This window comes from Lysinibacillus xylanilyticus, from assembly GCF_001708185.1.
Classification (GTDB): domain Bacteria; phylum Bacillota; class Bacilli; order Bacillales_A; family Planococcaceae; genus Lysinibacillus; species Lysinibacillus xylanilyticus_A.
Genome location: NZ_MDDN01000010.1, coordinates 18,632 through 36,815 on the forward strand (window position 1 = coordinate 18,632; position 18,184 = coordinate 36,815).

Below are 18,184 nucleotides of genomic sequence, written 5' to 3' on the forward strand. Positions count from 1 at the left end.
AAATGTATAGGAGAACAGTATGCGAATTAATAAATATTTGAGTGAAACAGGCATCGTATCTCGTCGCGGCGCAGATAAATGGATAGCAGAAGGTAAAGTAACGATTAATGGTGAACTTGCTACAGTTGGCAGTCAAGTTGAGGCTGGTGATATGGTTTGCGTTGATGGAAAAGAGGTAAAAAAAGAAGAACAGCTCGTATATATTGCCTTGAACAAACCAGTAGGAATTACAAGTACAACTGAACGTCATATAAAAGGAAATGTTGTTGATTTTGTCAATCACCCTCTACGTATTTTTCATATTGGACGACTCGACAAAGAATCCGAGGGGCTATTATTACTGACAAATGACGGTGATATAGTCAATAAAATTTTACGTGCGGAAAACCATCACGAAAAAGAGTATATCGTACAAGTTGATAAACCTATTACGGAGCAATTTATTAGAAAAATGGGAGCTGGTGTAGATATTTTAGATACTACAACTTTACCTTGTTATGTTGAAAAAATATCTGATAAAGTCTTTAAAATTATTTTAGAACAGGGCTTAAATCGTCAAATACGTCGTATGTGTTCGGCACTTGGCTACTCTGTAAAACGTCTACAACGTATTCGTATTATGAATATTAAGCTTGGAAATTTAAAGGTTGGTCAGTGGCGCGATTTAACAGAAAAAGAACGAACAGAACTATTCAGACTACTTAAATACACACCAAAATAAAGCAATTTAAGGGGATGAGACTATGCTGTCAATTCAAAGTACTGCGCAGTTAACAGGGGCACGAGTTAGTGGGGATTTTTGGGATTTAGATGAGCTGATTAATGCCATTTACAAAATAACTGGGGATGAAAATAAGTATTATGATTATCAAGGCGCACGCTTTCGCATCCTTAGTGTCTGCTATAATCTACGCCAAGCTACCAGGGGAGAGCATCAGCTTGAATTTGTCAGTAATGGACTTAATAAAAGTGTACTGACACAGCATGGACTAATTTTTCCAAACAAAAATGTTTATTTCGCAACAGAGGTTCTATGGCCAGAGCTGATTTTTACTGCTATCGCATTAAATGATTTCATTCGACTACATCAGGAGCTAATTGATTCCTCTGATTGGAATATGGACATTGCTGCAGTTCGTAAATTCCAATCAGCAGTTGCTGAATGTCTAGAGCAGGAGCTTAAAGAGGAAGAATATTTAGTATTTATAAGAATGCTGCATACTAAAAGTCCGTTAACATTCCGTTATGCGACACAATATGTTGATATATTGAATCTAGAGTATATTCAACTAGATTTGGAGGCACGTAAAGCTCGTTTAGCGTCATTTGCTCTCCGATTAATGTTAGAAGATGATGAGTATGTAGCGCTAAAATCACAGCTCATGAAAGCTGCGATTACTACTAAAAAAGCGTTGCATGAAATTGAAATTACAGCTAAATATCCTGAAACTATTTTGTGGTAAATAGGAAGCGCCGTCTCAACTAATTTTGAGACGGCGCTGTTCTTCTATTGAATCTTCTTGTAAGCCATTTTTAGAATAACTTCCTCGTGTTGCGGATAGTCAGCTAAAAGCTCCTCTTGTGTAAACAATTCAAAGTCCTCAAAATCAAAACCTGGTGCAACCATACAGCCTACCAAACTAAAAGTATCTGCATCCTCTACGGACGAGCCAAATATAGTGTTTTTTGGTACTGCTATTTGCGGTACTTCTCCTGCTTCAACATTTAATCCAAGCTTCTTGGCCTCATATGTACCATCCGGAAAAATCATATGGACTGTTAACGGACTGCCAGCATGATAATACCAAAGCTCGTCTGATTTCAAACGATGTAAATGCGATATATCCTGGGAACGTAGTAAGAAATAAATGCTCGTATAAATTGGCCTCTGCACATCACTTACAGCCATATCCTCAGATGCCCGAAACGAGGATATATAATAACCTCCTTCTGGATGTTCTGCTAAATTTAATTTTTCAATAAAATATTGTGCTGAGTAATTCATAAACTTCACTCCTTTCTTTCACATTACCAAATGCTATTGCTTCATTTGATCATTCTACGTCGTTTTGACTGTTCTATCCATCACTCTGGACTTTCTTTTCGTCGTTTTGATAGCTCTATCCGTTGCTCTAGCCTTTCTTTCCGTCGCTTTGATTGTTCTATCCGTCGCTCTAGCCTTTCTTTCCGTCGTTTTGATTGCTCTATCCGTCGCTCTAGCCTTTCTTTCCGTCGCTTTGATTGTTCTATCCGTCGCTCTAGCCTTTCTTTCCGTCGCTTTGATCTTTCTACGTCGCCCCGGCCTTTCTATCCGTCACCTTGACTCTATCCGTCTGCTCACTCTCTTCGCTCATACAAAAAAGACGTCCCAGAAACCAAGACGCCTTCTCCCTCTATAAACCACCTAAATAAGCTGCCTTTACTTGTTCACTCTCTTGAAGCTCTTTTGCTGTACCTGATAATACAATACGTCCTGTTTCAAGTACATACGCACGATTTGCTACTGATAAAGCCATATTCGCATTTTGCTCAACCAGCAACACGGTTGTACCCTCTTTATTTACTTGCTCAATAATATTAAAAATATTTTTTACCATAAGTGGTGCAAGCCCCATTGAAGGTTCATCCATCAATAACAATTTCGGTTTTGCCATTAATGCCCGCCCCATCGCCAGCATTTGTTGCTCACCACCAGATAATGTACCTGATTGCTGTTTACGACGCTCTAAAAGACGGGGAAATAGTTCAAACACATGGTCCATATCTTTTTTAATGCCAGCTTTATCGTTACGCAAATATGCCCCAAGCTCTAAGTTCTCTTCAACTGACATATTGGCAAAAACACGACGCCCTTCTGGAACATGTGAAATACCTGATTTTACAATTGTCTGTGCAGCCTTTCCTGCGATGGAGAACCCCTCATATTCTATGATGCCGCCCTTTGGTTTTAATAAACCTGATAATGTTTTTAATAATGTACTTTTACCAGCACCGTTTGCACCGATTAACGTTACAATTTCACCCTCATTTACTTCTAAAGAGAGGCCCTTTAATGCTTGAATGTTTCCGTAAAATACATCTATATTTTGTACTTTTAGCATTAGCTGATAACCTCCTCGCCAAGGTAAGCTTCAATTACCTTTGGATTGTTGCGTATTTCTTCTGGTGTTCCATCAGCGATTAATTGACCGTGATCGAGCACATAAATGCGTTCACAAATCCCCATTACTAAGCTCATATCATGCTCAATTAGAAGAATGGTTAAGCCAAACTCTTTTCGAATAAACGCTATTAATTCCATTAAATCTTGCGTCTCCTGCGGGTTCATCCCCGCTGCTGGCTCATCTAATAATAGCAGCTTAGGTTTCGCTGCTAGGGCACGAGCAATTTCTAGACGGCGCTGCATCCCATAAGGTAAATTTTTCGCAAGCTCATCCTTATAACCATCTAAGCCAAAGATTTTTAGGAACTCAATAGATTGATTCTCCATTTCTGCCTCACCTTTAAAATGATTCGGCAAACGGAAAATAGAAGACCACATGGAATGCTTGGCAAGCGAATGGTTCGCTACTTTAACATTATCTAGAACAGAGAGCTCTTTAAATAAACGAATATTTTGGAACGTACGGCTAATACCTTTTTGTGTTACTTGATATGGTGCAAGCCCGTTCAACTTTATACTGTCAAATCTAATCGTGCCTTCAGTTGGCTTATACACTCCGGTAAGCATGTTAAAGCTAGTTGTTTTACCAGCACCATTTGGCCCTATCAGACCTACTAGTTCTCCTTGGTTTAGGTACATATTAACGCCCTGTACCGCCTTTAAACCACCGAATTGAATGCCCATGTTTTCAACATTGATAAGAAGGTTTCCAGTCATTATTTTGTACCTCCTTTTTTACCAAACTTAAATAAATCCGTCACTTCTTTTGTTCCCATCAAACCTGTTGGACGGTACAGCATTACGACTATTAATACTAAACTGTAAATAATCATACGTGTTTCTGGGAAGTTTGCTAGATATGCCGAGACTACTGTTAAGAAAATCGCAGCGATGACCGATCCTGAAAGACTTCCTAAGCCACCAAGAACGACATAAATTAAAATATCAAATGATTTTAAGAAACCGAAAGTTGTCGGTTGAATAATGTAAAAGTTATGTGCAAAGATGGCCCCTGCAAGACCAGCAAAGAAAGAACCAATCGCGAACGCTACAACTTTATAATAGGTTGTATTAATGCCCATTGCATCAGCCGCAATTTCATCCTCACGAATCGATATACATGCACGACCGTGGCGAGAATTTGTAAAGTTAGAGATTACTAGAATTGTTAAAACCACACCTACGAATGCATAAGTCCAGTTTGATAAATATTTAACTTGCATTCCCGCTGCGCCACCAACATAATCCGTATTTAAAAAGACAATACGAATAATCTCCGCAAATCCAAGTGTTGCAATCGCTAAATAGTCACCCTTCAAACGTAATGTTGGAATACCTACGATTAAACCGGCAACCGCTGCTGCAAGCGCCCCTAAGAAAATGGCTAAAGGGAAAGGAAGCATTAATTTAGTTGTAATAATCGCAGAAATATACGCTCCTACCGCTAGGAAACCAGCATGCCCAATGGAGAACTGACCAGTAATCCCAATAACGATGTGCAAGCTGACCGCAAGCATAATGTTAATACACATTGTAATTAGCATATTTTGATAGTAAATATCAAGAACACCTGAAGAAATAAGTACTTGTACTATCGCATAGATGACCAACGCTAATACGGCATAGCCCCAAAAAACTTTAGACTTTTTCATAATACCGCTCACCTACACTTTCTCACGGGCGTTTTTACCAAAGATACCCGATGGTCTGAAGATTAAGATTAAGATTAAAATAACGAATGCCGCTGCATCGCGCCATAAAGAAAAACCAAGTGCACTTACTAATGATTCCACAACACCTAATAACATACCGCCAACCATGGCACCAGGAATAATACCAATACCACCTAGTACTGCAGCGATGAACGCTTTAACCCCTGGAATAACCCCCATTAATGGATCGATTTTCGTATAGTAAATGCCAAAGATAACACCTGCTGCGCCAGCTAGAGCAGAACCAATTGCAAATGTTGCTGAAATTGTATTATCTACGTTAATCCCCATTAAACGCGCTGCATCGGCATCATGAGAAACCGCGCGCATAGCTTTTCCGATCTTTGTTTTATGAACGATGAATTGTAAAAGAATCATCAGTACAATTGCTACAGTTAAAATTAAAATAGATGTACTACTAATTTGAACCCCGAAAACATCAAAAGATTTATTTTTAATGACTTCAGGATATGCGGCTGGTTGCGCACCTCTGAAGAAAATAGTCGTGTATTCGATTAATAGCGATACACCGATTGCTGTAATTAAAGCTGCAATACGTGTTGCATTCCGTAAACGCTTATAAGCAATACGTTCAATTAAAACACCAAAGATTGCACAAACTGCCATCGCCAATAATAGTGCCGGGAAGAAGCCAAGCTCCCATTTAGCAATTGCATAAAAGCCAATAAATGACCCAATCATGAAGACATCACCGTGGGCAAAGTTAATCAGCTTAATAATGCCGTATACCATCGTATACCCTAACGCTATTAACGCGTAGATACTACCGAGTGAAATACCATTCACAAGCTGTTGTATCCATTCCATGAGCGTTCACTCCTTTTATTTTTTTGAAAAATACAAAAATTTAACTTACTTCTACATGTTATTATCGAATGTAGAATTACTTGTGTCCTCTAAAAAAAATTTTTATAAAATACAAAAAGGAAGACGTGTTTACCCGCCTCCCCTTGCCTAGAAAACATTAAGGATTAACTTTAGAGTTGAACACTTGTTTACCGTCTTTAAATTCAAGAACTGTTGCTGTTTTAATTGGGTTATGATCTTTGTCAACTGAGAAAGTACCTGTTACTAAAGAAAGATCTTTAGTGTTAGCTAATGCTTTTTGAATTGCTTCCCCATCCGTAGAGCCTGCACGCTTAATAGCATCAGCAATGTAGTAAATTGTGTCATAGCCAAGTGCATTGAATGCATCAGGTGCTTTGTCTTTGTTCGCTGCTTTAAATGCCTTTACAAAGTCTTGAATTTTTTGATCTGGGTCTTCTGCAGAGTAATGGTTTGTAATATATGTGTTATTTAACGCATCTGCACCAGCTAGCTCTACTAATGTTGGTGAATCCCAACCATCAGCTCCCATCAGTGGTACATCGATACCCATTTCACGTGCTTGTTTAACAATTAAACCAACCTCTTCATAGTATCCTGGGATAAAGATAAAGTCTGGTTTAGCTGCTTTAATAGTTGTTAATTGTGTACGGAAGTCCGCATCCTTAGCTACATACGCTTCTTCTTCTACAACTTTCCCACCATTTTTAGTAATCGTTTCTTTAAATGATTTTGCTAAACCTTTTGCATAGTCGGATGCATTGTCCGCAAAAATAGCTACGTTTTTAGCTTTCAATTCACCAGAAGCGAAGTTCGCTGCCACAATCCCTTGGAATGGATCAATGAAACAAGTACGGAATGCGTATTCATTAACGCTGCCATCATCATTTACTGTAATGTTAGGAGCTGTACCAGAACCAGTAACGATTGGAATTTTATGGTCGTTCGCAATTTGCACAGTTGCAACTGTATTACCAGAAGTTGCTGGGGCTAGCATTGCTACTACTTTATCTTGTGTTGCTAGTTTAATAGCTGCTGTAGTTGCCTCTGAGTTTTCTGATTTATTATCTACTTTAATAAGCTCGATTTTCTTACCGTCGATACCGCCCTTATCATTAATTTCTTTAACTGCTAGCTCTGCGCCTAGAGCAATTGAAGAACCATAGGAGGCTACGTTACCAGAAAGCTCTAAATTTGCACCAATTTTAATCGTATCGCCGTCAGAGGAACCGCCTCCTGATGAAGATCCACCTCCTGAACTTGAGCTGTCTCCGTTTCCACAACCAGCAAGAACACCCGCAAGTAATGAAGAAGCAACTAGAAGTGAACCGAACTTTTTAAGCTTTTTGTTCTCTCTCATAATTTTATCCCCCTTTAAATTTCTCAAAAATTAGATATTTCTGATAATTATAAACAATCAGATCCATTTCCTCAATAACAAAAATGACCAAAACTATTATTTATAACTATACTAAAACTAATTTAGAATATTATTCATTTAAGCCTTTTACATTGTAAAGCATTCTTTATATTTAGTCTAGAGTGATTTTTCAGTATAATTAGTAATTTGTGAATTATCTATTAATTATTGGTGTTTATTTCTACTAAACTATCATTTACAATTATTTGAAATCTCAATTGAAGATGTCTTTTTTGCGAAAATTGCAAGATCTTTAATGATTTTTATTTCCGGGAAAATAAACAATGATTGCAACAAGAATTTCATAAATAGAAAAAAGCTTAGAGTCGGGTTTCCCACAGCTCTAAACTTTTTTCAATGCAAACACGCAGAGGCGTTCGTTAATATTTGTTTCATTCTCTAGATGAACCTCATGAATTAATTCAAAAGGTGTCCCGTGATGTAAAAACTGCAAATAATCATAAGGCGGATAGTATAAAATAATATGAATTTCACGCATATGCTGCTCATAAGACTTCCAAATATTATGAATGACCGTACGGAAAATATGAATAGAAAACGGATTGAAAAAAAAGAAAACCGTGTCGCGTGATTGAATAGCATAGTTCTCCGCTATTGAATGAATAAAGGAAATTGAAGCTTGAGCATTCTTCTTTTGAAGATAACCCTTTTTATTGTTCTCTGCCTCTGCATAAAAACCTGCATCCATTTCTATTCCAATTGTCGGGATATGAAATTTATGATGCACATAAATAGGTACTCTCCCTTTTCCACATCCCATATCGATAAACACTGGATTATCTGGCATTTCATACTGTGAAAATAATTGTTCTAATCCGACATATGGTGTTGGCTCATAGCGATGGTAATGAGCTAATTTGGGGAAACCATACTGTTCACCAACTGTATTAATATGCAATAACTTATCAAATTGATGTTCATTCATACTATTGTACTCCTAAAAAGAATGCTTTATTTTAGCACGATAAAAGGCAAAAACCATACCAAAAAGGTTTGAAAATGACTATTTTTTTAGCGACCTCTTCAATTATATTTACAATTTACACGACTCTTCTATTGACAATGTCTTCCTACGCCAATTATCATTGATTGCGAATGATAATCACTGATAACTCATTCGAATAGTAGATTTTTTCTAACTAGAAAATGATTAGGGGGGAAAAGCATGATTATTGTTACAAATCGTATTCAAGTTAAACCAGGCTTTGCTGCAAAAATGGCGCCGAACTTTACAAAACCAGGACCACTACAGCAATTCGAAGGCTTCCATAAAGTAGAGGTGTTAGTTTCAACTGATGATCCGACTTATGACGAAATGAGCGTCAATATGTACTGGGAGTCTAAGGAACATTTCCAAGCTTGGCGTAATAGCGATGCATTCGCCGCTGCACATCAACGCCCAGAAGCAGGCTCTGAGGGAGCAAAACCTGAAAATAGCCCAATGATAGGTAGCAAAATAGTTATAGCTGAATTAGCTTCTTCCATTGAAGCATCACGCTAATTTTTAAGTTGTATATGAAAAACTAAAAAAATCTAAAATATCTTCTGATTCTATCTAAAAAAATCCTGCATATTCGAATATGCAGGATTTTTTCGAAATATTTTATCGCATAAAAATGACTAATACATACCCTATTATCGATAAACAAACCGAACCGATAAGTCCTGCAATAAATGCTTTTACACCTAATTGTTTAAAGGTTTTTATCTCTACATTTAAACCTAGGCCAGCCATCGACATCCCAATTAAAAGATACGAGATATTTACAAATGTTTGCGCTACATTGGCTGGTATAATCCCTAACGAATTAATCGCACTCATTGCTAAAAATCCGAGAATAAACCATGGAATGATTGACCATGAAAATCCTTCTTTTTCCTGCCCCTTCTCCATTCTCTGATAGAAAATACCGATGATAATGGCTACTGGTACAAGCAATGCGACACGTGTTAGCTTAACAATAACCGCCATATCAACTGCTTCATTTCCACCAGCAGAGGCTGCTGCAATAACATGGGCAATCTCATGTAGAGTGCCTCCTGCGAAAATACCATATTCAGTAGGCGTTAAGTTAAATACTGAGTATAACACTGTGTAGACTAATGTGAATATAGTCCCTAGTAATGCGACAATTGCCGCGCCCACTGCTGTTTCTTTTTCATTTGCTTTAATTTGAGGAGCAATAGCGACAACAGCGGCCGCTCCGCAAATGGCTGTTCCACAAGCTGTTAATATGCCCAACTTCTTCTCCACATGAAATACCTTCGTTAAGCCATATACAACCACTAAAGCAAAGACCAAATCAATAAATGCAATAAGAAAGACACCCGCACCAGCATGATAAATATCCGCTAAATTTAAACGCATACCCAGTAAAATAATGCCTAATCGTAATAGCTTTTTACTTGAAAATGATATGCCTACTTGCCATGAATCCTGTACCTTAAAGGTTGCTCTCCAAGCCATACCTAAAATAATTGCAATGACAAGCTGCCCCAGTATTGAGAAAAACGGAAAAGTCGAAATATACTTTGCGACTAAGGCAATAATGAGTGTCAACAATATTCCCTTCAAAAACGCAGGGGTTAGGAAACTTTTTAACCTTTGCCCAATATCCATGTTGTTCACTTCTTTCATCCTTGATGATTATTACTTTATTAAAAAGTTAATCATTAGTAAAATACATATATATAATTGTAATTATTAATATTTCTAATAGTAGGGGTGATGGCATGCAATATGATGCTTTAAAAACATTCATTACACTAGTGGAGGTCAAAAATTTTACGAAAGCCTCCGAAATACTTCATATTTCACAGCCCAGTGTCAGTTTACACATAAAAAACTTAGAGCAGGACTTTCAAACGACGTTGTTTATCCGCTCTCCAAAGTCAGTACAAATTACACCAACTGGGGAAATTTTATATAAACGAGCGAAGCAAATGATGGCAATTGCAGAGGCAGCACGGGAAGATATTTTAGCCTTTCATCATGAAATCCAAGGTACGCTTGTTATTGGCTCTAGTTTTACAATTGGCGAATATATATTGCCACCTATTATAGCGAGTCTGCAACAGCAATTCCCTCAGCTTGAGCTTCAAGTTATTATTGGCAATACGGAAGAAATCATTCAATATACAAAGTTGTTACAGGTCGATATTGGCCTTATTGAAGGACAGTCAAACGACAATGAGGTTATTATTAAACCGTTTATGCAGGATGAGCTATTTATTGTTAGTGCTAGCAATCACCCTCTTGTAAAGAAGTCGACTATTACGGTTGCGGACTTACAGCAGCAAAATTGGGTTGCACGTGAAGAAGGCTCTGGCACTCGTTATTATTTAGATCATTTATTTAGAACAAATGGGCTCCAAGTACGTTCACTTCTTACTATTAGTAGCAATCAAGGTGTGAAAGAGAGTGTTATACAGGGGCTTGGACTGTCCCTACTGTCTGCTAGTGTTATTGAGCGTGAACTAAAAAATGGCGATATAAAAATTTTGCCGCTTGAAGGACAGCATTTTATGCGAACATTCTCTTATTTGTACTCACCTACGATGAAAAATAAACGCAATGTTGACACCCTCATAGAAGCACTACTAAAAAGAGCTTAGCGGATTTTTTAGTCGCTAAGCTCCATGTTGTTGAAAAAATTATTATGTCAATGAAATTAAGGTGGCATATTCAATAAAGTATGGCTCTACGGCATAACGAGGGGTTGATTTCCGTTCCGACTGGGCGCTTTGTAGCTGCCGCTTTGCTTTCGCTACAGATAAAACATTTGCCGCTGATGCTTCGCTTTCGCGCAGAGCAGAGCTTCCTGGGGGCGTCCGATGAGCCGCTTGGGGCAACAGGATGTTTTTTGCGCGAAAGCGTAGTGCTAACGTAGCGGCAGCAGCAGGATGTTGGTCACAAAGGCGTTATCACAGGACGTGATGCTCTTAGCCTTCGTTCCTCTTTCGCTAATCCCCAAGGAGTCGCCCAGCCTCCACTCCAATCAACCATTTCGTATAATATGTATCTTCTGACAATATATTAAAACCAAATTTCAGCAAAATGGTGTTTTTTAGGAAAGTGTAGTGTTAACGTAACGGCAACAACAAATGTTTTTCTGCGCGAAAATGAAGTGTCAGCGGCAACAGATTTACAATCTCCTCACTGTTATACGTCTATTCCGTTCGATCATGGTGAGTAGCAACGGGCGCTCACTTGAAAAATGCATAAAATTTCTACACTATCGCTGATTGGAGTGGCAGGCTACTCAAGTGCTCCTGTCGCCTCACTTTCCTCGCAGAGCAAGCTCACTTTATAGTTCTTGGATTTAGACGTTTACGCTCCTGCTTGTGCTCAATAATTTCTACAAATTTCAACGCCGCTCGAGATAACGGTACACTTTTCAAATAACACATACCAATGCTTCGTGTTGGTATACTATCTGTTAATGTTAGCTCATATAGAAGCCCTCGTTGCAAATAATCTTTAGAAAACTCTTTCGTTACACACGCAATGCCTAAATTACTGCGTGCAAAGTCTAGCACAAGATCATGTGAACCGAGCTCAAACTCAGGTTCAATGTGGATTCCCCTCGTAAACAAATAATTTTCTACATACTTTCTTGAATTTGATTTTTTCTCTAGAAAAATAAGTGGAAACTTTAAAAGTTCTTCAAACCTTAAGCTGTTCGACGCTAATGTTTTATATTTTTCACCACATACAAAAATATCTTGAACCTCTGTGCATGCTGTTAACTGTAATGTCTGATCTTCTATCGGAAAATTACAAAGCCCTATATCAACCTCACCAGATTTAATAAAGTTACAAATTTCAGAAGTCGTTCCATTTAACATTTGTAATTTTATATTGGGATACATTGTATGAAACGCCTCTAGATAAGGCATTAAAAAGAAACGGGAAATGGTGTCCCCTACCCCAATTTTCAACTGACCTGTTGTTAAATTTTTAAATTCTAGTAACTTCTCCTCACCAGCATCTATAAGGCCTAATGCTGAATTCGTATATTCATATAGAAGGTTCCCCTCAGTCGTTAATGTTACCCCCTTCGGAGTACGGTTAAAGAGACGTGTACCGAGTTCCTTTTCTAATTGCATCATGGCTTGGCTAACGGCTGGTTGAGTCATATATAAATCTTTAGCAGCCCTTGAAAAGCTATTATTTTTAGCAACAACAGTAAAAACACGATATAAATCTAATTTCCCTACCATATAAGCACTCCTTATAGCTATTATACGAACTATTAATTTTACTTATATCACTAAAGGGGCGTATAGTAAAATCATATTGGTTATATTTATTTATTTAACATACATTTACCATTAATGAGGAGAGATTATTTTGGAACGTGTAGTTGGTACAGTAGTAAGAGGTCTTCGTGGTCCAATTATTAACGAAGGCGATAATATTGAACAAATCGTTGTTGATACAGTATTAAACGCAGCAAAGACAGAAGGCTATTCAATTGAGGACCGCGACATTGTAACAGTAACAGAATCTGTCGTAGCACGTGCACAAGGTAACTATGCATCGATCGATGACATCGCAGCGGACGTGGCTGCTAAATTCGGTGACGATACTGTAGGTGTTATTTTCCCAATTCTAAGCCGTAACCGTTTCGCTAACTGCTTACGTGGTATCGCTAAGGGCGTGAAGAAAGTTGTTCTTATGCTAAGCTATCCATCTGATGAGGTTGGTAACCACCTAGTTGATATTGATGAACTAGACGTAAAAGGTATTAACCCTTGGACAGATACTTTAACAGAAGTTGAATTCCGTGAACATTTCGGCTTTAAAAAACACACTTTTACAGGTGTAGATTATATTGAATACTACAAAGAATTAATCGAAGCTGAAGGCGCTACTTGTGAAGTTATCTTTTCAAACAACCCAAAAACTATTTTAGACTATACAAAGAGTGTATTAGCTTGTGATATTCATTCACGCTTGCGTACAAAACGTATTTTAATGGCAAATGGCGCTGAAAAAGTATACAGTCTTGATAATATTTTATCTGTAACTAATAACGGTTCTGGCTTCAATGCGGAATATGGTCTACTTGGTTCAAATAAAGCAACTGAAGATAGCATAAAATTATTCCCACACACTTGCCAACCAATTGTTGACGGCATTCAAGCAAAAATCAAAGAAGCTACTGGTAAAACAGTTGAAGTAATGATCTACGGCGATGGCGCGTTTAAAGATCCTGTAGGTAAAATTTGGGAGTTGGCTGACCCTGTTGTATCTCCTGCTTATACTGCCGGATTAGATGGCACACCAAACGAAGTAAAGCTGAAATATTTAGCAGATAACGATTTCGCAAATCTTCGTGGTGAAGAGTTAAAAGCGGCAATCTCTGAATATATTCAAAACAAAGATGAAGATTTAACTGGGCAAATGGCTGCTCAAGGTACAACACCTCGTCGCTTAACAGACTTAATTGGTTCACTATCTGACCTAACTTCTGGTTCAGGTGATAAAGGAACACCTATGATTTATATTCAAGGTTATTTCGATAACTATACTAAATAAAGCTATAAGAAAACGAACTCCCACTTCTGTTAGGGAGTTCGTTTTCTTATAGTGACATATTTTTATACTAGCAGGGTTTTTTACACGCACTGCCCCTATAATGTAGTGTCGAATTATTGTTAACTTTTATTTTTGTCATTCAATTTATTACGGTATTTTTTAGTGAGGATGACAGGAATCGAACCTGTAAATCCCTTAAGGGACATGCCACCCACTGCATACTTCCTCATAAACATTATGTATTTTGAACCCCATTAAGAATTACATTTTTCTCAGTCCTTTTGCTTTATAGTAGATTAAATCTTTTCAAGTAAAACTTATTTCAGGTGATTAGGAATCATTTCTTCATTTAACCAATGTTCACTTGTTCGAACATGATTCTGTCTAACATATTTCCCTAGGTTATATTGAAAATCATCATAATGAAAGGCAGCCGTATTTCTAATAACATACCCTTCCTGCTCACCCCCAAGAAGTGATTTCCCTGTAAAAGTCTTCTTTATTTTTTCTTCATCGAAAATGCCTCGATATAAAACAGGTACCGTTTCAATACCCAGTTCAGCTGCATAGTCGACTGTTTCATCCCAACTTAAACAAATATTTTTTTCATTCCACATACTAAATAAATAAAAGTAGCTCGTTAACTCATTATAGTAAATGGAATGTTTGGCAAAAACATTTTCACCACATAATCTCCAATCATCTGGAATCTGAAATGCAAATGTTGCATGAAACGTTTTTACCCAATGCCTAGATGGGTGATCTCCTGAATTTAAGCTTCTAGCATGCATATAGTTTCGATAAAGTGTTGTTCCTTCACCATCTAATTTTTCTGTTACAACAACCTCCTTCCCAATAAAATGATCCACATTTTTAGCAACCTTATCGTCATGTGTATACCCTCTACTCCACGGCAAATGAAAGCTTCTAGGGTATTTCTTTAAATTGGTCATAAACTCACTTCCTTTATTTACACCTATTTAGCAAATTGATCTGCTTCACGAAAGAAATAAAGTTTTGTTAATAAGTCACCATCTAATAAATGATAAATCTTACTTCCTCCCTTATCGCCCCCGTATTGAATTAACATATGAAATTGCACTAAATTAACAACCTTTAAAACAAATTCTTCTTCAAATCCTAGCTCTAATAAAAAATGACATACCATTTGGGCAGATACATTTTCATGTCCGTAATATCCATATCTTTGTTGTAATTCTTTATATTTTTTACAAAATGGTTTGCCTACATCATGAAATATAGCGGCTATTTGTAATGCTAGCTTGTCACTTTCCATATAGTATTCGTTCATATATTCATACACAAAATACGTATGCTGGCATAGTAAAAATTGATGGTATGGATTTTCTTGATTAAACCGATAAATCTCTTCAAATAGTTGGACTGATTTTAACGCCCGAAATAGCTCCTCATATGTGGGCTGGCTTTGGATTAGTGAAATAAATTGGTTTTTTGAGATTTCATATGGACTCGCTTCATGTACAATATGCACCTCATCAAATCCTTCTCCCATTATCGGAAACTCTAGGTTCTTCCTCATTTTATCCATTATCACTAACGGAACTTTCCTCTTTCTTTGTTGATTTCTTGTTACACACAATGCGTAAGGTGTATCAAAATAATAGCATACAACTTTCACATTACTAGACAATTTACCTAGTGCAAATATTCTACGTTCCCTCTCAATATTTGTCGCATCGACAATAACCGATTGACCTTTGGCTACACATTCATTCAAACGTTCATACAAAACACGGAACACTATTCGCGATTGCTGCCTTGTAGCGTCGCCGAATAACTCTTGACGTATAGCATCACTCGAAAGAATAAGTGCATTTTCGCTTTTTGCTAGACTCTTAACAAACGTGCTTTTGCCACTCCCTGGTAGCCCTACTGTAAATATCACCTTCATTTTTTCACCCCCTTTCAAGTGTCATGTATCGAGTTCTATCGTTGATCGCCAAAGAACAACCCAATCAACTTATACACATAATGTCATACCAAAATATTGGTGTCTATCCATAAAAAGCAACATTCTTCAAAAAGGGAAAATCTGGATAAAAATGACTGCACTGACTTTTCGGAACAGTTTTTTTATTAAAAATTTGATTTTTTATCACAACTTCATAATATCAATATTTTACAAAAAAATGACTAGACTATATTTCTTTCTTAAATGTAGTACGTATAATCCTCTGGAATAACACGTTTTAAGAATTTCTTCGTGCGCTCCTCTTTCGGATTAACGAATATATCGTGAGGGCTTCCTTCCTCTACAACGACGCCACCGTCCATAAAAATCACTCGGTTTGCGACGTCTTTGGCAAAGCCCATTTCATGTGTGACAACAAGCATCGTTGTTCCTTCAGCCGCAATGTTTTTCATAACCTGAAGGACTTCCCCCACTAGCTCTGGGTCAAGTGCGGAAGTTGGTTCGTCAAATAAAATAATATCCGGATTTAACGCCACTGCTCGCGCAATACCAACTCGCTGTTGTTGACCACCAGACAATTGACTTGGATAGGAATCGTATTTTTCTGATAAACCTACTTTATCTAGCGCCTTTTTGCCAATTTCAATGGCCTCTGCCTTTGGAACTTTACGTCCTATAATTAGCCCTTCTGTCACATTTTCTAGCGCTGTTTTATTCGTAAAAAGATTATAGTTTTGGAATACAAAGGCTACACGTTGACGAATCGAATGTACGTCCTTCTTCTTCACATTTTGAAAATCCACTTGAATATCACCAAATGTCGCATGTCCTTGATCGGCTTTTTCTAAAAAGTTAATGCAACGTAATAATGTCGTTTTTCCTGAGCCGCTGGGACCTAAAATAACAACAACATCACCTTTATCAATAGCTAAATCGACACCCTTTAAAATTTCATTGTCACCAAATGATTTATGAATATTTTTAATCTCTAACATGCGCGTTCACCCCTTAGGCTTTTGCCACTTTGAATTTGCTTAAATATTTTTCATATCGTTTAAAAATGTATTCAACTGTACTACATAAAATTAAGTACACAATGAAAATATCAATATATGCTTCTACGTAATTGTAGCCAACATTTGCAGCTACCTTAGCCTTTAATGTAATTTCAGGTAAGGACATTGCATAGCCTAAAGATGTCGCTTTAATGAGGTTGACTGTAGCCGTACAAATATTTGGCATAGCCACTACTAAAGCTTGTGGAATAATAATACGGCGATAGGCTTGAAATGTTGATAAGCCAACAGCATGAGCAGCCTCTAGTTGGCCTTTTTCAATTGTACTTAAAGCAGAACGAAATACTTCTATTAAAATCGCAGTCGTACTAAAGGCGAAGACAATAAATGCATACCAAATTGGATTAATTTTATAAATATCATACGTAATATTATATTTTTCAAAAATAGCTTTAAGTAGCAGTGGGATACTACTATAAACAATAAAGATTTGAATGATGATAGGTGTACCTCGGACAAAGGAAACATAAATTTTTGCTATATGATGGATCACTGGGATTTTATTAATCCGTGTTAGTGCCAGTAAAAAACCAAGTGGCAGGGCAACGAGCAAAGCAACAACTGTCACAAGGAGTGCGATAGGTACACCTGATAATGCAACAAAAAATGTTTCAATTAAAAATTGATAATTCATGGTTACGCCTCCTTACGTCGTTTCTAATGTCTTTTTCCCCTTGCCAAAAAACTTTTCTAGCATAGCAAAGAACTTTTCTATAATAATCGACAGCACCCAGTAAACAATCGCTAAGGCAATATATATTTCTAATGCATGTGCATTAATATTACTTGCGATAATTAAATTTGCTTTTCCGACAATGTCAATTAAGCCGATTGTATAAGCAAGCGCGCCCTCTTGTAATAACGCGATCATTCCATTCCCAAAGTTCGGTAATGCGATAACGAGTGCCTGCGGGAAAATAATACGTCGATATGCCTGAAATGGTGTTAATCCTACACTAACCGCCGCTTCAAATTGCCCTTTATTAATAGCTAAATAGGCAGAACGAATAACCTCTGACATAATCGCTGCAAACTGCAAAGTAAATGTTACGACTACGAAAATGGCTGTTTCAATTGAATGGAGATTTATGCTGAAGTTTTCCGCTAATGCTGGAACACCATAATAGACGAGGAATAATAAGACAATCGATGGTGTACAACGCATAATCGTTGTATATAAGTTCGCTAATTTTTGTAATAATTTTATTGAACTTAACTTGGCAGCCGCTAAAAGTAAGCCAAAAATTGTGCCTAGTACAATGGAAGACCCTGCGACTAAGAAGGTAACTTTTAAAAACGGCAATAATACAGGAATTGAGTTCCAAATGTATGATGCATCAAAATACTTCTCCATTTCCTCACCAACTTTTATTAAATGTTTGGACTATAGCATAAGTTTTAATGCTCTGTATGAATAAAGACTGCTGAGTTTACTGACTCAACAGCCT

20 protein-coding genes and 1 tRNA gene are annotated in these 18,184 nt (G+C 37.3%); 6 read left to right on the forward strand and 15 right to left on the reverse strand.

Annotated elements, in window-relative coordinates; genetic code table 11:
- Positions 1-19: 19 nt before the first annotated feature.
- Positions 20-721, forward strand: coding sequence for a 23S rRNA pseudouridine(2604) synthase RluF (gene rluF, locus BFJ97_RS16350; RefSeq protein WP_068985725.1), 702 nt, complete (start codon positions 20-22; stop codon positions 719-721).
- Between the two features lie 22 nt (positions 722-743).
- Positions 744-1,463, forward strand: coding sequence for a DUF6904 family protein (locus BFJ97_RS16355; RefSeq protein ID WP_068985726.1), 720 nt, complete (start codon positions 744-746; stop codon positions 1,461-1,463).
- Positions 1,464-1,507: 44 nt separating this feature from the next.
- Here the strand turns inward: BFJ97_RS16355 and BFJ97_RS16360 are convergent, their stop codons facing one another.
- Positions 1,508-2,005 (reverse strand): cupin domain-containing protein, encoded by a 498-nt coding sequence (locus tag BFJ97_RS16360; protein ID WP_068985727.1) that lies wholly within the window; start codon positions 2,003-2,005, stop codon positions 1,508-1,510.
- A gap of 45 nt (positions 2,006-2,050) precedes the next feature.
- Between BFJ97_RS16360 and BFJ97_RS24290 the strand changes: the two genes are divergently transcribed.
- Positions 2,051-2,323, forward strand: a complete 273-nt coding sequence (locus BFJ97_RS24290; protein WP_139114467.1) for a hypothetical protein — start codon at positions 2,051-2,053, stop codon at positions 2,321-2,323.
- Positions 2,324-2,393: 70 nt separating this feature from the next.
- Here BFJ97_RS24290 and BFJ97_RS16365 read toward each other — a convergent pair whose 3' ends face one another.
- From BFJ97_RS16365 to BFJ97_RS16390, 6 genes are all read right to left on the reverse strand, one after another.
- Complete coding sequence (locus tag BFJ97_RS16365; RefSeq protein WP_068985728.1) at positions 2,394-3,101, reverse strand: ABC transporter ATP-binding protein; 708 nt, start codon at positions 3,099-3,101, stop codon at positions 2,394-2,396.
- On the reverse strand, positions 3,101-3,880 hold the full coding sequence (locus BFJ97_RS16370) for an ABC transporter ATP-binding protein (protein ID WP_068985729.1): 780 nt from the start codon (positions 3,878-3,880) through the stop codon (positions 3,101-3,103). Before BFJ97_RS16370 ends, BFJ97_RS16365 begins: the two co-directional genes overlap by 1 nt.
- Positions 3,880-4,815: a branched-chain amino acid ABC transporter permease gene (locus BFJ97_RS16375; RefSeq protein WP_068985730.1), complete on the reverse strand. Its 936-nt coding sequence runs from the start codon at positions 4,813-4,815 to the stop codon at positions 3,880-3,882. Before BFJ97_RS16375 ends, BFJ97_RS16370 begins: the two co-directional genes overlap by 1 nt.
- Positions 4,816-4,827: 12 nt before the next feature.
- Positions 4,828-5,703: a branched-chain amino acid ABC transporter permease gene (locus BFJ97_RS16380; RefSeq protein ID WP_068985731.1), complete on the reverse strand. Its 876-nt coding sequence runs from the start codon at positions 5,701-5,703 to the stop codon at positions 4,828-4,830.
- A gap of 157 nt (positions 5,704-5,860) precedes the next feature.
- Positions 5,861-7,081: an ABC transporter substrate-binding protein gene (locus tag BFJ97_RS16385; RefSeq protein ID WP_068985732.1), complete on the reverse strand. Its 1,221-nt coding sequence runs from the start codon at positions 7,079-7,081 to the stop codon at positions 5,861-5,863.
- A 403-nt stretch (positions 7,082-7,484) separates the two neighbouring features.
- Positions 7,485-8,087 carry an SAM-dependent methyltransferase gene (locus BFJ97_RS16390; protein ID WP_068985733.1) on the reverse strand — a complete coding sequence of 201 codons (603 nt, stop codon included), beginning with the start codon at positions 8,085-8,087 and terminating at the stop codon, positions 7,485-7,487.
- A gap of 240 nt (positions 8,088-8,327) precedes the next feature.
- Here BFJ97_RS16390 and BFJ97_RS16395 point away from each other — a divergent pair, with 240 nt between their 5' ends.
- Positions 8,328-8,663 carry a heme oxygenase gene (locus BFJ97_RS16395; protein ID WP_068985734.1) on the forward strand — a complete coding sequence of 112 codons (336 nt, stop codon included), beginning with the start codon at positions 8,328-8,330 and terminating at the stop codon, positions 8,661-8,663.
- 102 nt (positions 8,664-8,765) lie between these two features.
- Here the strand turns inward: BFJ97_RS16395 and BFJ97_RS16400 are convergent, their stop codons facing one another.
- Positions 8,766-9,782, reverse strand: coding sequence for a YeiH family protein (locus BFJ97_RS16400; RefSeq protein ID WP_068985735.1), 1,017 nt, complete (start codon positions 9,780-9,782; stop codon positions 8,766-8,768).
- A 113-nt stretch (positions 9,783-9,895) separates the two neighbouring features.
- Here BFJ97_RS16400 and BFJ97_RS16405 point away from each other — a divergent pair, with 113 nt between their 5' ends.
- A complete protein-coding gene (locus BFJ97_RS16405; protein ID WP_068985736.1) occupies positions 9,896-10,777 on the forward strand; it encodes a LysR family transcriptional regulator in 882 nt (293 codons plus the stop codon).
- A gap of 687 nt (positions 10,778-11,464) precedes the next feature.
- Here BFJ97_RS16405 and BFJ97_RS16415 read toward each other — a convergent pair.
- Positions 11,465-12,385 (reverse strand): LysR family transcriptional regulator, encoded by a 921-nt coding sequence (locus tag BFJ97_RS16415; RefSeq protein ID WP_068985738.1) that lies wholly within the window; start codon positions 12,383-12,385, stop codon positions 11,465-11,467.
- A gap of 130 nt (positions 12,386-12,515) precedes the next feature.
- On the opposite strand from BFJ97_RS16415, the gene BFJ97_RS16420 reads away from it, so the two are divergent.
- Complete coding sequence (locus BFJ97_RS16420) at positions 12,516-13,706, forward strand: coenzyme F420-0:L-glutamate ligase (protein ID WP_068985739.1); 1,191 nt, start codon at positions 12,516-12,518, stop codon at positions 13,704-13,706.
- Between the two features lie 163 nt (positions 13,707-13,869).
- Here the strand turns inward: BFJ97_RS16420 and BFJ97_RS24815 are convergent.
- From BFJ97_RS24815 to BFJ97_RS16445, 6 genes are all read right to left on the reverse strand, one after another.
- Positions 13,870-13,934: transfer RNA gene (locus tag BFJ97_RS24815), tRNA-OTHER, on the reverse strand.
- An 89-nt stretch (positions 13,935-14,023) separates the two neighbouring features.
- Entirely contained in the window at positions 14,024-14,659 is a 636-nt protein-coding gene (locus tag BFJ97_RS16425) for an RNA ligase family protein (protein ID WP_068985740.1), read from the reverse strand.
- A 23-nt stretch (positions 14,660-14,682) separates the two neighbouring features.
- Positions 14,683-15,639 (reverse strand): AAA family ATPase, encoded by a 957-nt coding sequence (locus BFJ97_RS16430; protein ID WP_068985741.1) that lies wholly within the window; start codon positions 15,637-15,639, stop codon positions 14,683-14,685.
- 260 nt (positions 15,640-15,899) lie between these two features.
- Positions 15,900-16,655: an amino acid ABC transporter ATP-binding protein gene (locus BFJ97_RS16435; protein ID WP_068985742.1), complete on the reverse strand. Its 756-nt coding sequence runs from the start codon at positions 16,653-16,655 to the stop codon at positions 15,900-15,902.
- A 13-nt stretch (positions 16,656-16,668) separates the two neighbouring features.
- Positions 16,669-17,370, reverse strand: a complete 702-nt coding sequence (locus BFJ97_RS16440; protein ID WP_068985743.1) for an amino acid ABC transporter permease — start codon at positions 17,368-17,370, stop codon at positions 16,669-16,671.
- Positions 17,371-17,382: 12 nt separating this feature from the next.
- Entirely contained in the window at positions 17,383-18,090 is a 708-nt protein-coding gene (locus BFJ97_RS16445) for an amino acid ABC transporter permease (protein WP_068985744.1), read from the reverse strand.
- Positions 18,091-18,184: the final 94 nt, after the last annotated feature.

Excerpts from the sequence above, each read along its gene's own strand:
- BFJ97_RS16440 (WP_068985743.1), bottom strand. The coding sequence starts at position 17,370 with ATGAATTATCAATTTTTAATTGAAACATTTTTTGTTGCATTATCAGGT.
- BFJ97_RS16355 (WP_068985726.1), top strand. The coding sequence starts at position 744 with ATGCTGTCAATTCAAAGTACTGCGCAGTTAACAGGGGCACGAGTTAGT.
- BFJ97_RS16370 (WP_068985729.1), bottom strand. The coding sequence starts at position 3,880 with ATGACTGGAAACCTTCTTATCAATGTTGAAAACATGGGCATTCAATTC.
- rluF (WP_068985725.1), top strand. The coding sequence starts at position 20 with ATGCGAATTAATAAATATTTGAGTGAAACAGGCATCGTATCTCGTCGC.
- BFJ97_RS16375 (WP_068985730.1), bottom strand. The coding sequence starts at position 4,815 with ATGAAAAAGTCTAAAGTTTTTTGGGGCTATGCCGTATTAGCGTTGGTC.
- BFJ97_RS16365 (WP_068985728.1), bottom strand. The coding sequence starts at position 3,101 with ATGCTAAAAGTACAAAATATAGATGTATTTTACGGAAACATTCAAGCA.
- BFJ97_RS16360 (WP_068985727.1), bottom strand. The coding sequence starts at position 2,005 with ATGAATTACTCAGCACAATATTTTATTGAAAAATTAAATTTAGCAGAA.
- BFJ97_RS16405 (WP_068985736.1), top strand. The coding sequence starts at position 9,896 with ATGCAATATGATGCTTTAAAAACATTCATTACACTAGTGGAGGTCAAA.
- BFJ97_RS16395 (WP_068985734.1), top strand. The coding sequence starts at position 8,328 with ATGATTATTGTTACAAATCGTATTCAAGTTAAACCAGGCTTTGCTGCA.
- BFJ97_RS16400 (WP_068985735.1), bottom strand. The coding sequence starts at position 9,782 with ATGGATATTGGGCAAAGGTTAAAAAGTTTCCTAACCCCTGCGTTTTTG.
- BFJ97_RS16445 (WP_068985744.1), bottom strand. The coding sequence starts at position 18,090 with ATGGAGAAGTATTTTGATGCATCATACATTTGGAACTCAATTCCTGTA.
- BFJ97_RS16380 (WP_068985731.1), bottom strand. The coding sequence starts at position 5,703 with ATGGAATGGATACAACAGCTTGTGAATGGTATTTCACTCGGTAGTATC.
- BFJ97_RS16425 (WP_068985740.1), bottom strand. The coding sequence starts at position 14,659 with ATGACCAATTTAAAGAAATACCCTAGAAGCTTTCATTTGCCGTGGAGT.
- BFJ97_RS16435 (WP_068985742.1), bottom strand. The coding sequence starts at position 16,655 with ATGTTAGAGATTAAAAATATTCATAAATCATTTGGTGACAATGAAATT.
- BFJ97_RS16385 (WP_068985732.1), bottom strand. The coding sequence starts at position 7,081 with ATGAGAGAGAACAAAAAGCTTAAAAAGTTCGGTTCACTTCTAGTTGCT.
- BFJ97_RS16430 (WP_068985741.1), bottom strand. The coding sequence starts at position 15,639 with ATGAAGGTGATATTTACAGTAGGGCTACCAGGGAGTGGCAAAAGCACG.
- BFJ97_RS16415 (WP_068985738.1), bottom strand. The coding sequence starts at position 12,385 with ATGGTAGGGAAATTAGATTTATATCGTGTTTTTACTGTTGTTGCTAAA.
- BFJ97_RS16390 (WP_068985733.1), bottom strand. The coding sequence starts at position 8,087 with ATGAATGAACATCAATTTGATAAGTTATTGCATATTAATACAGTTGGT.